The following is a 13,833-nucleotide window of genomic DNA, read 5'->3' as shown; positions in this document are numbered from 1 at the left end:
CATTTGCAGCTTGTAATGGCATCGTGGCCGAGTGGCTAGGCACAGCTCTGCAAAAGCTTGTACAGCGGTTCGAATCCGCTCGATGCCTCACTTATTCAAAATCCCTTCCTTTTGGTGGGGATTTTTTTATTCTCCAATATATTCGATACGTTCAATGCCCTTTTCTATATTGAACTGGTCTTTGGGCAAAAATCCTTTAACAATTAAAACGATACCACAGATTACTAAAATAACGCCTAAACTTTTCTTTATCAATCGTATTCTGTCTTTCGTCAGCTTCTTTTTCAGACGTTTTGCCAATAGTATTTTGAATATATCGGTAACCACATAAGCGCCAATCATCGCTGAGAAGAAAATGGTAATGCGGTTGGAGTCATTGTTTAAACTAGGCCCAACGACAATAATAACGCCTAACCAAAAAACCAATACTCCAATATTAATGAAATTCAGCAAAAAACCTTTTACCAACAATCCTATATACCCTTTGTTTGCAGATAAACCTGCTTCTTTCTTCGTAACTTTTTTTGCCTCCTTTTTAAAAAAAGTTATTACACCATAAATTAAAAGAATAAAACCTCCAAAAACATATAGACCGGGTTGATTACTTAAATTCTCCAGCAGCTGGAAACTACTAAAATAAGCTAAGACTATAAAAAGAATGTCGGCAATTACAACGCCGAGATCAAAAATAATAGCCGCCCTAAAACCTTTTATGGCACTGGTTTCTAGAAGCACAAAAAAAACAGGCCCGATCATAAAGCTTAAAAAAAAGCCTAATGGTATCGCCGCCTGAACATCTTCCCACATACTGTAATTCTGATTTCTAAATTATCGAACCCATAGATTTAGATTAGGATGGAATTTAAACATCACATTTTAGTAATTCTTCCACCAAATACTGTTTTTTCCTCCATTTTTATTGGATTGCCGTAAACCAATACTTCACCCCCTGCTTTCACAGAGGCCTTCACATAGTTTGTTGCATTTATTTCGGCTTTAGAACCGGCGTTCACATTAATAGTTGAAAACTTGGTCTTTAGGTTTTTACCTTCGTATACGCCTCCGGTATTTATGGCAACATCTTGTAAATTGGAAGATCCAGTGGCCATTACAACTCCCCCAGTGACCGCTTTAATCAATATTTGCTCAACCTCTGCCTTAACCGAAAGCTCGCCTCCTTCTTGCGCTTTCAATTCAAGAATATCTTGGCTAATAACATCTTGGGAAGATATACGTGCATCTTCATTCACATCTATAATTACAATCTTATCGGTATAGTACAAATCTACAAAAGTTCTATAACCACTAAAAATTTTACCAATCTGCATTCGTAGTTTTAGAACTCCATCATTGTTGATGATTGTTACTCGAGAAGTATTCGCACCAGAAATCACAGCTCTGTTTACATCAGATTTAATAAGATTAACAGAAAGTCCGTCGAAGGCCTTTATTTCTGTAAACTTATCTAATTCTTGGGTTGCTTTTTCGTCTTGACCACTGCTGGACTTAAGCCCAATAAGCAACACTATTAAAAATAGAATCTTTTGCTTCATATCAGTTTCTAAGAAGTTTTCTTACTTACAGAACAATTTTCATTCCAAAAAATTGCCCTATCTATGCTTACCAATTAATGAGAAGTCTAAATGACGTTTTATCAAATCGGTGTTTTTTACCATCACTACAACCTCGTCACCCAATTGATAGGTTTGATTGGTGCGTTCGCCCACCAATGCGTATTGCTTTTCATCAAAGATATAATAATCGCCCTTTATGTCTCGTATACGAACCATTCCTTCACATTTATTTTCAATGATTTCTACATAGATACCCCACTCGGTTACGCCACTGATAACGCCGACGAACTCCCTATCTTGGTGGTCTTGCATAAACTTTATCTGCATATATTTTACAGAATCTCTTTCAGCATTAGACGCGAGTATTTCCATATCGGTGGAATGTTTGCATTTTTCTTCATAAACTTCCGCTTTTGGTGATTTACCGCTGTCTAAATAATGTTGTAGTAAACGATGGACCATAACGTCAGGATATCGTCTTATCGGAGAGGTGAAATGGGTGTAATAATCAAAAGCCAAACCATAATGGCCGATGTTGTTTGTTGTATAAATGGCTTTACTCATACTACGAATGGCCAAAGTATCAACTAAATTCTGTTCTTTTTTACCCTTTACATCTTCGAGAAGCTTATTTAAAGAAGCGCTAATAGACTTTTTATCTTTAAAGTTAAGGCTATGACCAAAACGCGAAACTATGCCATTAAGTGCAATCAATTTATCTTCATCTGGATTGTCATGAATACGATATACAAATGTTTTTTCAGGTTTTTGCTTTCCTATAAACTCAGCTACTTTCCGGTTTGCCAAAAGCATAAATTCCTCAATCAACTTGTTGGCATCTTTCGCTTCTTTAAAATAAACGCTTAGCGGCTCATTTTTTTCATTCAAATTAAACCGTACTTCGACCTTATCAAAAGATATAGCTCCTTTTCTCATACGGCTTTCCCGCATTATTTTTGCTAATCTATCCATTGTCAAAGTAGCTTCAACAACCTTATGAGATACTGTATAGGCCTTATCGCGTATAGAAATATCTAAAGGAATATTTCCATTTTTATTTTCGATAATGTATTGCGCCTCTTCGTAAGCAAAACGTTCATTTGAATCGATGACTGTTCTACCAAACCATTGATTTTTGACATTCGCCTTATCATCAAGTTCAAAAATGGCCGAAAAGGTATATTTCTCTTCGTTCGGCCGCAATGAGCAGGCATTATTAGATAATACCTCAGGTAGCATAGGTACTACGCGATCAACCAAATACACCGAAGTTGCACGATCATAGGCCTCATCATCAAGAATGGTATCTGTTTGCAAATAATGTGATACATCGGCTATATGAATACCAATTTCATAATTACCATTTTCCAAGACCTCAAAAGAAAGCGCATCATCAAAATCCTTGGCATCTTTAGGATCAATAGTAAAGGTCAACGTATTGCGCATATCCCTTCGCTTATCGATTTCCTCTTGCTTAATGCTTGTATCCAATTGATCCGCAAAACGTTCAATTTCCGACGGAAACTCATAGGGCAACCCATACTCTGCCAAAATAGAATGAATTTCAGTATTGTGTTCCCCAGGCATTCCAAGTACTTCCGTAATTTTTCCAAAGGGAGAATCTGCATCGTCTGGCCATTCTGTAATTTCAACAATCACTTTTTCACCATTTTTAGCGTTTCCTATTTTATCCAGGGACACAAAAACATCAGTATACATTCTAAAATCGGTCGGTCTAACAAAGGCAAATGTCTTTTGCATATCAACAATACCAACAAAAGAATTCTTTTTTCGCTCTACTATCCTGGTGATTTCCCCCTCAAGCTTTTTTCCTTTTCTTCTTGGATAGATATATACTTCGACTGTGTCTTTATGAAAAGCTTTTTTGAGTTTATTAAAGGGCACGAATACGTCGTCATCCATACCCTCGATTATAATATATGCATTACCCCGACCAGTAACATCTACAGTACCGGTATGATACGTTTTGGTCGATGCTGCTACTTTAAAATTTCCTCTACCCTCCTCTAAAATGCGCTTTTTCTCTTTTAATTGGGTCAATCGTTGAATCAACTGATTGCGTTCGTGCGCATCGGTAACTCCTATTTTAGCAGCTATTTGCTTATAATTGAAACTTTTATTCGGTTCCTGTTCGAGAACAGTAAAAATACCTTTGGTAATTTCGTTTCTTCTATGATTTTTTGATTTTTTATTTCTCTTCGACATTAAAAATTTTATTTTGTGGGAAATTACGAATTATAATCCATTGCACATTTCATACAACCTTATGTTATGATCCTATCGATGGTTATCAACAATTACTATATACATCATATTTTCTTTTTAAAATTTTAAATAAAAATGATGGTTATTATAGATCGTTAATAGTAGGGATAAAAAAAAGAAGGAAAGCTTGCTTTGAATGGATAATAAAAGTTGTTGACAATTTATAAAATGCTAGTACTATTGCAAATCAGTGGTTTAAAAAAATTATCAATAAAGGTTGATAATTAAAGTCAACATGTTTTTTTTGATAAGTTAAGGTTAATTCAATGTTAACTACTGGATATTTATCGGTGATATATGAAAGTAATTTTATTGGAAGTTAATTACGTTTTGAAAGAAGTTTTTTGTAGAGCGATATTATGCGTTAAAAACAAAATTTTAAATCCATTTTTTATTGGAAGCTTATTAACGATCTAAGCAGTAATTAACAACTACTAATTAACAACACTTTTTTGACCCTATCATAAATATTGTTGTGAACCGAACTCTTTTTGTGGTTAAACCTTAAGTATTGTATTTTTGCGATACAAACCATATCATATTTACCATGAAAATAGCCATAGGGAACGATCATGCCGGTACCGAATATAAGCTTGCCATATTGGGTTTATTAAAATCAAAAGGTATAACGGTATTGAATTATGGTACTGATGGTACCGATAGTGTTGATTATCCTGATTTTATTCATCCTGTAGCCAAGGACGTTGAAAATGGTGAAGTAAATTTTGGTATTATTGTATGCGGCAGTGGAAATGGTGCTTCTATGACGGCCAATAAACATCAAAAAGTGCGCTGTGCACTCTGCTGGAATAATGAAATAGTAGCACTTGCCCGTCAACATAATGATGCGAATATTCTTAGTTTGCCCGCTCGTTATATATCATTGCCCCAGGCATTAAATATGGTAGAGGTTTTTTTAGAAACGAGTTTTGAAGGGGGCAGACATGAAAGAAGAATAGAAAAAATACCGGCTGTCTAGCCTTTAACAGGTATTGTCAATTTGAAAATTATTCCTTCCATTTTCTTTATATTAAGATGAAATAAGGTCAAAAAATATTCATTAAGATTCTATTTGACTGCTTCATTTACTGAAGTTAGCTTATTAGTGGCCATATCTATTTTGCAGCTGATTTTTATACTTCCATTTTATAAATGGATGACAGTTTAAAAGAATTATATGCTGCTTTTGGTGTTATGAGCCTAGTTTTTGGCAATTTAAAGAGTAGAAACATAATGGCACAAAACGAATGCTTGAAATAATCGTAAAGAAATTTGAAGATTTGAATACGCGAGAACTATATGCTATTCTAAAGCTCCGGAATGAAGTTTTTGTTGTGGAGCAGAATTGCGTATATCAAGATTTGGATGGCAAAGATGATAAGGCACTTCATGTAATAGGTTTAAAAGAAAATAAAATAATAGCCTACACCCGAATTTTTAGACCTAATGATTATGCAAAAATGGCGAGTATTGGACGGGTAGTGGTCAAACGAAATCAAAGAAAATACGGGTATGGAAAAGTTCTACTAAAAGATTCTATTAGAGCGGTCGAAGCATATTTTAATGAAACAACCATTCATGTATCGGCACAGTTATATCTTGAGCGATTTTATGAAGAACTAGGTTTTGCACAAATTGGTGATAGTTACCTTGAAGATGGTATTCCACATATAGGCATGATACGTAAATCAAATACATAGCCTATGTTTTTTAACCCATAAATCTTTGATGCTATATTTTTATAGGAGTTTTATTGGTCAGGTTAATATCTTCCAGCATCATATCGGTAAACTTATAATGCCCTTTAGTTGTAATTATCCTGAATCTATTGGAGTTCATTCGACTCAAAGCATCTAAAAATAACCATTTAGATTTAAGCAGTCGCGGTTTCTCTGATTTTAAGCTAATATCAAAGAAGTATTTTCTACCATTTTTAAGGGCAACAATGTCGGGTGTGATTTTGGAATCACTTCCTTTTCTCAAATACGATTTTGGAGTTTCATAACCCTCTAAATCGGCCTTGATTCCTTCGAAGCCGGTAGCTTCTAAATGATTAATTGACTTCGCTAAAAACTCCTGATTTTCTGACTTATCTACTTTTACCATAACGAACAAGATAGTAAAAATTAAGTAAAAACCAAATATTATAAACTGATTAACAGTTATTTAAGATTAAAAATAAGATTATTTGGCCTTACAAAAGAATTTATCGTGGAGTGAAAATTATAGTTTTTCATTTCTAATGGCTTTAAATTCACTCCCACTGTACCATTTTGGAAAATAATCTTCATTAGCCAATTTCAAGCCAATTTGATAGAAGAGTTGTGCATCGAATTGAATACCACTTAATTCAGTAGTCAATGGGTCATATTCATCGGAGGGTTGATGATATTTATTGGTGAGATAATCATCATTCATTTTTTTTATAAATTCCTTGTCATGTACGAAATCCTCAAAAGAACCGCTGGCGTAAAGTGCAGGAATACCAAGTTTTGCAAAGTTAAAATGATCCGATCTAAAGAAATAACCCTTTTCTGCTTCAGGATCTGGTATAATATAGCGTCCTTGTTTTTCTGCTGCATCCTTTGCATACTGATCCATTTCAGATTGGCCGTACCCAGTAATAGTTAAATCTTTCATAGGACCAGGGCTTGATAAAGCATCCATATTTATGTTAGCTACAGTTTTTCTAGGATTATAAATGGGATGTTCAGCATAATAAGCCGAGCCCAATAAGCCTTGTTCTTCAGCCGTTACGGCCATGAAAACGATGGAACGTTTGGTAGCGCCTGATTTTTTAAAAGCTTCGGCTATGGCCAAAAGACAAGCCGTTCCTGAAGCATTGTCGACTGCACCATTATAAATAGAATCATTATCTATAGGTCTTCCGATACCCAGGTGATCCCAATGTGCCGAATAAATGAGATATTCATCTTTTCTTTCTGTACCGGGCAGTACCGCGATAACATTTTTTGAAACATTTCTTTTAAGGGTATTCGAAATCTTTAACGATGCCGTTAACCCCAATGATATTGGCTTAAAGTCTTTTGTTTTGGCCAATTCTTTAAAATTATTCATTTTGACCGAAGATGCTTGGAATAACTTTGTTGCACTTTCATTTGAAATCCATCCTTGTATATCTGTAAGGGGCTTTGCACTTTCAAGGCTTAATTGCGGGCCGCTCCAACCTGACTGAATAACGTTCCAACCGTATGAAGCGGGTTTAGTTTCGTGAATTATCAATACCCCAGCTGCGCCTTGTCTTGCCGCTTCTTCATATTTGTAGGTCCAACGACCATAATAGGTCATTTCATTTCCTTTGAATAAAGTAGTGTCTCCCGATTGAAACCCAGGATCATTGACTAAAACAACCGCCGTCTTGCCTGTCCAGTCTATGCCTTTGTAATCGTTCCACCCATATTCTGGGGCAACAATACCATAGCCTGCAAAAACAAGTTCAGAATCTTCAAGGCTAACTTCAAGATCTGTTTTCGAGGTAAGCGCTACAAAATCTTCTAAATAGGCCAAATCAAAAGACTTATCACCCGCTGAAATTTCCATTTTTTCTGCCGGTGTGCCCGTAATTTCGACTAGGGGCACCTCTTGAAAGTAACTTTCTCCATTACCAGGTAAAAGTCCAAGTTTAGAGAATTGATTTTTTAAATAGTCCACAGTTTTAACCTCTCCTTCAGTGAATGGCATTCGGCCCATAAAATCATCTGAGGCCAACCGTGCGATATGTTTGCCAATAGTTGATACATCGACTTGTACCTGGGCAGTATCATTAGCGTTGTTTGGTTTACAACCGACAAATAGTATTAAAAGTGCAATCGTGAAATAGGCTAAATAGTTATTCATCGTTTTGATTATATAAAGGGTGATTGTATTTTTTGTGGTTTCATAAAAACAGAAAAAGTAGTCTCTAACTGTCTTTTCACATTTGTTTGTATATGTTCGTATTACCAACTACCGAGTCTGTTATAAGAAACCCTGAGCATTACTAGCAAAGTAAAACTACCTATAAAATTATTCTTATGATCGATAAAATACAAGTACTATGCGCTTTGATTTTCAAAACATAATATAAGCAAACTTGGTGGTCTTTTGTTCTATTGGACAAATCATTTTACGAGATGATTTTATAAACCTGAATTATAAGTGTTTATTTTTCTTATCCCTGAGATTTTATAGTTTGAATTAGGGAGCGCCCAATATTTTCAACAACGCCGACAACGAGCGCATTACCCATGAAAAAAGCTCTTTTTGCATCTGTAATACCATCCAATTTGGTATGGTTATCAGGAAACATGTTCAAACGTTCCAGTTCAACAGGAGTGAGACGGCGAAGCCCTTTATGGGTTTGTACTACATGTTTGAACCGTGAGGGGCTTTTTCCTCCCTCCCCGGTAATAATGGTTCTTGAAGCATTATCTTGGGCATCTGGAAAAACCATAGAACCTTCTGAATAATTGTAGGAATATCCGTTTTTAGCGGTTCTAATTTCTTTTTTTGCGCCTTTCAGATATTCCCATTTTGGATAATCTTCCTGAGGAATAAAAAACCGCTCGGTGACTTCTCCATTTTGTAAAACATCGCCTAATACCATTCGCTTACCATTGTACTTTGGGGTAGTTTTAATAGTACTTATTTTTCCATTGATAAAAATCCCAGCATTTTTGAAGGGAGATAGCTTTTTTCCTCTATTAAAGTTTTCAGAAAGTGTTACCAGGTTGTCATTGATTTCAAAAGACGATAAAATAGTTATTCGTTCTTCTATGGGAAATGCTTTGACTAGAGTTCCTGATTTGCTTATCCAATCCGATTTATCGGCTTTTAACAACCTTTGGTAAATGGGAGTCGATTTATGATATCCTAGAAAAAAGATTCTTCTTCGCCGTTGTGGCATTCCATAGTCTGCGGCATTGATTACACGCCACTCTACGGCATAACCCAATTCATCAAGACTTTTGAGCATAATGGCAAAATCCCTGCCCCGTTGTGCCGAAGGTGAATTGAGCAAACGGTCTACATTTTCTAGGAACAAATATTTCGGTGGGGCAGATTTTTCGGAAAGTATTCTGTGTATGCTCCACCACAACACTCCTTTTTTACCGATAAGCCCTTTTGAATTCTGTAAGGTCGTTGCGACGGAATAATCTTGACAAGGAAATCCGCCGACTAAAATATCCGCATCGGGAATTTCCGATGTTGGCACCTGTGAAATATCGGCATTGCTATGATTTTTGGAACCAAACCGTGCTTCATAGACTTTTGATGCGTGTTGTATTTTCGTTGATGGTTCCCATTGGTTGCTCCACACCACTTTAAATCCACTACTGCGTTCCAATCCCAAACGGAAACCGCCAACACCTGCAAAAAGCTCTATTACTCTTAATTTGTTCATTGGGGTTAAAATTAGACAAAAACAATAAAAAACAATTGGCTTTTTATGACTTGGCGCGCTCAGGGGAATATGTTTATTTTTACAAAAACAATGTTGACCTATGAAATTCATACAAAGAATTTATATCATACTTTTTTGCTCAACCTTTTTTGTAGCCTGTGAAAGTGAAAAGAAGTCAGAAAATCCACTTCAAGATGAGATTACAAAGGTGAAATCTGAGTTTGCCCCTGACAAAAGAGTGGCATTGTTTGATTTATGGGCGGTAAAAAACAACGATGCCTATATTTTAAAGGGTGAAAGTAATCTACCCCAAGCGGTTACAGCGCTGAAGGAAAATCTTGAATCCCAAAACATTGCGTTTGTAGATAGCATACAAATGTTGCCCTCGGAAGCACTGCAAGGAAAGACCCATGGTGTTATAAAAATATCGGTAGCCAACTTACGCAGTAAGCCGGGTCATTCATCTGAATTGGCAACACAGGCTACTTTAGGAACCCCGGTGAAAGTATATAAACAAGACGATAATTGGTATTTTATTCAGACTCCCGATAATTATTTGGCATGGGTCGATAGGGGAGGTGTCGAATTGATGGACAAAAAACGGGCGACAGATTGGAAATCCTTCGAAAAAATCATTTATACAAAAACTTTCGGACAGTCATATTCGGCGTCCGATACCAGTTCCCAAGTGGTTTCCGATATGGTTGCAGGAGCTATTTTGGAAAAAATCGGACAACAGAATGGCTTTTTTGAAGTACGTTATCCTGATGGGCGGTTAGCTTTTATTTATGAAAGAGAGGCTCAAGACTATAATCTTTGGTTGAAGAACCTAGAACCCACCACGGAGAGCTTGGTTGCTACTTCTAAAACGCTAATGGGGCTTCCCTATCTATGGGGAGGAACCTCACCAAAAGGGGTGGATTGCAGCGGATTTACCAAAACGATTTACTTTTTAAACGGTATGGTCATTCCACGTGATGCCTCTCAACAAGTACATTCGGGAAAAGAAGTAGATTCGGTTAGAAATTTTGAAAACTTGGAAAAAGGAGATTTACTATTTTTCGGACGTCAGGCAACGGATTCAACAAAAGAAAAAGTCGTACATGTAGGAATGTGGATCGGAAACAATGAATTTATCCATTCTTCAGGTCGTGTACATATCAGCAGTATGGATGCTAACGCCGAAAATTATGACGAATACAATCGCAATCGGTACTTGAGGTCTAACCGCTATTTAGCCGATAACAAGAAAGGTGTTATCGAACTTACGAAAACACCCCTTTTTAAAGATTGACATTAGAGCTCGACAGTTTTTCCTGTTCGGAACGACTCATCGGCCGCTAAAACAATCCGAAGACTATTTACAGCGTCTCTTAAGTGGTCATTCAAATCTAAGTTTTCGGTTATGGCCTTTAGAAAATATTCTTGTTCCAATAGGCATAATCCATCATGATCGGGCTCATCGGAAGTATCGATAATTTCGTCATTTTTAATAAAATTTCCATCTGTATCGGTAGCGCTATGGTGCAATTTTAAAGCGCCTGTTTTAGAATGGCTATCCACATCATCCGATTCCCCTTTGGCCTCATCGGTTATGGAAACACAGCCCTTTGGCCCGATAACATCCTTAATAAAAAAGGCGGTTTCGCTCATCATGGGCCCCCAACCTGCTTCGTACCAACCTACTGAACCATCTTCGAAGCGAACTTGCAATTGTCCGTAGTTGTACATCTTCGCGTCGATTTCATCGGTAAGCCGTGCACCTATTGCACTTACACTTTTCGGAGTAGATGCGGTCATCAAACACATTACGTCAACATAGTGTACACCACAATCTACAATTGGAGACATCGATTGCATCAATTGTTTGTGGGTATACCAATGGGCTCCCGAGCTTTGTTGATTAAGGTTCATTCGCATCACTAGCGGTTTACCCAAGGTTTGTGCCACTTCTACAAATTTCTTCCATGCGGGGTGTACCCGAAGAATATAGCCTACCACCATTTTTTTGTTCTTTTCATGGGCAAGGCTGACTATCTTTTCAGCTTCTTCCACTGTTAGTGCCAACGGCTTTTCAACAAAAATATGGGCATTGGCTTCCAGAGCGACCTTAATATATTCGGCATGGGTATCTGGGTAGGTGTTGATGGAAACTGCATCTGGCTTGGTGTCAGCCAATGCTTGGGCATAATCGCCAAAAGTGGGCAAACCACCCAGTTCGTCGGATAATTTTTCACGGCTTTCGGGTTTTCGACTGACCAGGCCAACAATTTCAAATCCTTCTAGCTGATGATATGCACGGGCATGTGAGGTTCCCATATTACCACACCCTACTACTAAAACGCGTACTTTTCTCATATAAACATCTTTATTATTCCAAGGCAAATGCCACAATTTGATTTCCTTTTTTCGTTCCTAACTTTTCGCCACCACATGCTACGGCAATATATTGTTTTCCCTCGACTTCATACATGGCCGGAGTGGCAAAAGCCGGAGCAGGCAACTCGTATTCCCAAAGTAATTTGCCTGTGTGCTTATCGAATGCCCTAAAATAACCATCTTTTGTTGCTCCAATAAAAAGTAGACCGTTTTTAGTAATTAAGGGACCGCCATAATTTTCCGATCCAGTAATTGGGAAACCTTTTTCTTTAAGCATTGGGGTTTCACCAAAAGGTATCGACCATATATACTCACCGGTATTTAAGTCGATAGCGTGTAGGGTGCCCCAGGGCGGCGAAATTGCCGGCAGGCCATTTTTATCTAAGAATTTGTGATAACCACCATGTTTGTACGGTAAAGGGTATGGCTTTGACAAGGGCACACCTTCAGTTATTTCGAACTTGTCTTGTTGCTCCAAAAGGAACGCCAAAAGACCTTTTTTTTCGGCATCTGAAATTTGAGGGAAACCGGTCATCATTCCTTTCCCATTGCTAATGATTGATTCGATAGCTTCTTTCGATAGCCGCTCTTGAATTCCTAAGAGCGAAGGAAATCCGCTTACTTCGAGTCCTTGTCGATCTTTTTGGTGGCAATTGACACAATATTTGTGATAAACAGCTTCCCCAAAGGGTAATCTGGGAGCGGTACTATCATTGGCTTTCATTTGAAGTATCCAGGCCATTTCGTTCGAATTGACATAGAGAATGCCTTCTTTTGGATCGGCCCCGGCACCACCCCATTCAGCCGCTCCGTCATAGCCTGGTAATAATAAAACGGGGTCTAAACTTGGTGGGGCATACATTCTTTTATCAGACTTCGTAATAATTTGACGCAAAGAGTCCGGGTTTTCGGCATAAGGACTAACATTATCCTCTGTTAATGTTGTGGAGTATCGCGCAAATGCTTTTGGTTTTACGGGAATGGGCTGTGTGGCCCACACCACTTCTCCTTCAAGAGTTGATGTGGTTGGCACAGGCACTTCTTCTATGTCGAACAAGGGTTCCCCCGTTTTACGGTCAAAGACATAAACAAAGCCCTGTTTGGTAACTTGGGCTACGGCTGCGATTCTTTTGCCTCCCCTTTCAACGGTTATCAGATTCGGAGGGGCAGGGGGATCACGGTCCCAAACGTCATGATGGGTAAATTGAAAGTGCCAAATTCGTTTCCCCGTTCGAGCATTGAGGGCCAAAAGGCAGTTCGCATAGAGATTACTTCCTTTTCGTTTGCCACCATAAAAATCGGGGGCAGCAGATCCTGTAGGTACATAAAGAATCGCTTCTTCCTGGTCCACTGCCATACCGGCCCAATTATTGGCTGCACCAACAAGTTCGCTTTTGTAGCTGTTTGGGTCTTCCCAAGTGCCATAACCTTCCTCCCCGGGATGGGGAATGGTATGAAAAACCCATTCCAAGGCTCCGGTTATCACATTAAATGCCATAATATTACCAGGTGCCGAACCAACATCTTCCGAAAGACGCAACGGCATAAAAATCATATCCTCAAAGATAGTTCCGGGCGTATTAGAAATCACAAACTTGTCCTTGGCACTTTTCGGCATACCAGATCGTAGGTCTATTTTTCCTCGGTTCCCAAAGGTTGCAATGGGTTTTCCTGTTAAGGCATTTAAAGCATATAGATCCGAACCTTTGGAAAATAAAATTCTTTTATCATCATCTTTTCCCCAAAAAGACACCCCCCTGCTAGTCGAAAGCTGAAGAGGAAGAGAGTCGCCAAAACGCCAAATTTCCTGTCCTGTCGAAGCATTGAGCGCTACTACCCTCAGTGCTGCTGTAACTCCATAAAGTATGCTATCAACGATAATAGGATTCATTTGCATTTGTCCGGTATCTGGCGCCTGATAAGACCATGCCAATTTTAGTTTTCCCACATTTTCGGGTGTAATCTGTGAAAGCGTAGAAAAATGGTTACGATCGGGTCCGCCCAAATAAGAGGTCCATGTAGAATAATTATTTTTGGCACTGTCGATTTTTTCTTTTGAATTACAGCTTGGTAATAAAAGGAGAATTGATAAAAAGGAACAAAAGCGATAGTAAAGATTAAAATTGATTTTCATAAGCCGCCGATTGAACTTTTTTTAAAAGTAAGGAAAATGAAGAATAAAGAAGGCAC

At 38.0% G+C, this 13,833-nt stretch carries 11 protein-coding genes and 1 tRNA gene; 4 read left to right on the top strand and 8 right to left on the bottom strand.

Features of this window, described 5'->3' with window-relative positions; genetic code table 11:
• The first annotated feature begins 17 nt into the window (after positions 1-17).
• Positions 18-88, top strand: a tRNA-Cys gene (locus tag AACZ88_RS12745).
• A 38-nt stretch (positions 89-126) separates the two neighbouring features.
• On the opposite strand, the gene AACZ88_RS12740 is transcribed toward AACZ88_RS12745, so the two are convergent.
• From AACZ88_RS12740 to rnr, 3 genes are all read right to left on the bottom strand, one after another.
• Positions 127-807, bottom strand: a complete 681-nt coding sequence (locus AACZ88_RS12740; RefSeq protein ID WP_339710841.1) for a LysE family transporter — start codon at positions 805-807, stop codon at positions 127-129.
• 62 nt (positions 808-869) lie between these two features.
• The gene (locus tag AACZ88_RS12735) at positions 870-1,553 is read right to left on the bottom strand and encodes a head GIN domain-containing protein (protein ID WP_339710839.1); all 684 of its coding nucleotides are present in this window, start codon (positions 1,551-1,553) and stop codon (positions 870-872) included.
• A 57-nt stretch (positions 1,554-1,610) separates the two neighbouring features.
• Entirely contained in the window at positions 1,611-3,800 is a 2,190-nt protein-coding gene (gene rnr, locus AACZ88_RS12730) for a ribonuclease R (protein ID WP_339710836.1), read from the bottom strand.
• A gap of 607 nt (positions 3,801-4,407) precedes the next feature.
• Here rnr and rpiB point away from each other — a divergent pair.
• On the top strand, positions 4,408-4,839 hold the full coding sequence (gene rpiB, locus AACZ88_RS12725; protein ID WP_339710833.1) for a ribose 5-phosphate isomerase B: 432 nt from the start codon (positions 4,408-4,410) through the stop codon (positions 4,837-4,839).
• A 268-nt stretch (positions 4,840-5,107) separates the two neighbouring features.
• Positions 5,108-5,560, top strand: a complete 453-nt coding sequence (locus tag AACZ88_RS12720) for a GNAT family N-acetyltransferase (RefSeq protein WP_339710830.1) — start codon at positions 5,108-5,110, stop codon at positions 5,558-5,560.
• A 31-nt stretch (positions 5,561-5,591) separates the two neighbouring features.
• Here the strand turns inward: AACZ88_RS12720 and AACZ88_RS12715 are convergent, their stop codons facing one another.
• The 3 genes from AACZ88_RS12715 to dcm form a co-directional block, all read right to left on the bottom strand.
• Positions 5,592-5,966 carry a hypothetical protein gene (locus tag AACZ88_RS12715; protein WP_339710827.1) on the bottom strand — a complete coding sequence of 125 codons (375 nt, stop codon included), beginning with the start codon at positions 5,964-5,966 and terminating at the stop codon, positions 5,592-5,594.
• A 117-nt stretch (positions 5,967-6,083) separates the two neighbouring features.
• Positions 6,084-7,718 (bottom strand): M28 family metallopeptidase, encoded by a 1,635-nt coding sequence (locus AACZ88_RS12710; RefSeq protein WP_339710824.1) that lies wholly within the window; start codon positions 7,716-7,718, stop codon positions 6,084-6,086.
• A gap of 313 nt (positions 7,719-8,031) precedes the next feature.
• A complete protein-coding gene (gene dcm, locus AACZ88_RS12705; protein WP_339710821.1) occupies positions 8,032-9,264 on the bottom strand; it encodes a DNA (cytosine-5-)-methyltransferase in 1,233 nt (410 codons plus the stop codon).
• Between the two features lie 100 nt (positions 9,265-9,364).
• Here dcm and AACZ88_RS12700 point away from each other — a divergent pair, with 100 nt between their 5' ends.
• Positions 9,365-10,558, top strand: coding sequence for a C40 family peptidase (locus tag AACZ88_RS12700; RefSeq protein WP_339710819.1), 1,194 nt, complete (start codon positions 9,365-9,367; stop codon positions 10,556-10,558).
• Positions 10,559-10,560: 2 nt separating this feature from the next.
• Here the strand turns inward: AACZ88_RS12700 and AACZ88_RS12695 are convergent, their stop codons facing one another.
• A complete protein-coding gene (locus tag AACZ88_RS12695; RefSeq protein WP_339710816.1) occupies positions 10,561-11,622 on the bottom strand; it encodes a Gfo/Idh/MocA family oxidoreductase in 1,062 nt (353 codons plus the stop codon).
• A 13-nt stretch (positions 11,623-11,635) separates the two neighbouring features.
• A complete protein-coding gene (locus AACZ88_RS12690; RefSeq protein WP_339710813.1) occupies positions 11,636-13,777 on the bottom strand; it encodes a PQQ-binding-like beta-propeller repeat protein in 2,142 nt (713 codons plus the stop codon).
• Between the last annotated feature and the right edge of the window lie 56 nt (positions 13,778-13,833).

Origin of the sequence: uncultured Kriegella sp., assembly GCF_963975415.1 — a bacterium.
In the GTDB taxonomy this organism is placed as follows: domain Bacteria; phylum Bacteroidota; class Bacteroidia; order Flavobacteriales; family Flavobacteriaceae; genus Kriegella.
This window is presented reverse-complemented; position numbering and strand designations above follow the sequence as displayed.

What these genes read in the sequence shown, in the direction of transcription:
- AACZ88_RS12740 (WP_339710841.1), bottom strand. Translation starts at nt 807, where the DNA reads ATGTGGGAAGATGTTCAGGCGGCGATACCATTAGGCTTTTTTTTAAGC.
- AACZ88_RS12735 (WP_339710839.1), bottom strand. Translation starts at nt 1,553, where the DNA reads ATGAAGCAAAAGATTCTATTTTTAATAGTGTTGCTTATTGGGCTTAAG.
- rnr (WP_339710836.1), bottom strand. Translation starts at nt 3,800, where the DNA reads ATGTCGAAGAGAAATAAAAAATCAAAAAATCATAGAAGAAACGAAATT.
- rpiB (WP_339710833.1), top strand. Translation starts at nt 4,408, where the DNA reads ATGAAAATAGCCATAGGGAACGATCATGCCGGTACCGAATATAAGCTT.
- AACZ88_RS12720 (WP_339710830.1), top strand. Translation starts at nt 5,108, where the DNA reads ATGCTTGAAATAATCGTAAAGAAATTTGAAGATTTGAATACGCGAGAA.
- AACZ88_RS12715 (WP_339710827.1), bottom strand. Translation starts at nt 5,966, where the DNA reads ATGGTAAAAGTAGATAAGTCAGAAAATCAGGAGTTTTTAGCGAAGTCA.
- AACZ88_RS12710 (WP_339710824.1), bottom strand. Translation starts at nt 7,718, where the DNA reads ATGAATAACTATTTAGCCTATTTCACGATTGCACTTTTAATACTATTT.
- dcm (WP_339710821.1), bottom strand. Translation starts at nt 9,264, where the DNA reads ATGAACAAATTAAGAGTAATAGAGCTTTTTGCAGGTGTTGGCGGTTTC.
- AACZ88_RS12700 (WP_339710819.1), top strand. Translation starts at nt 9,365, where the DNA reads ATGAAATTCATACAAAGAATTTATATCATACTTTTTTGCTCAACCTTT.
- AACZ88_RS12695 (WP_339710816.1), bottom strand. Translation starts at nt 11,622, where the DNA reads ATGAGAAAAGTACGCGTTTTAGTAGTAGGGTGTGGTAATATGGGAACC.
- AACZ88_RS12690 (WP_339710813.1), bottom strand. Translation starts at nt 13,777, where the DNA reads ATGAAAATCAATTTTAATCTTTACTATCGCTTTTGTTCCTTTTTATCA.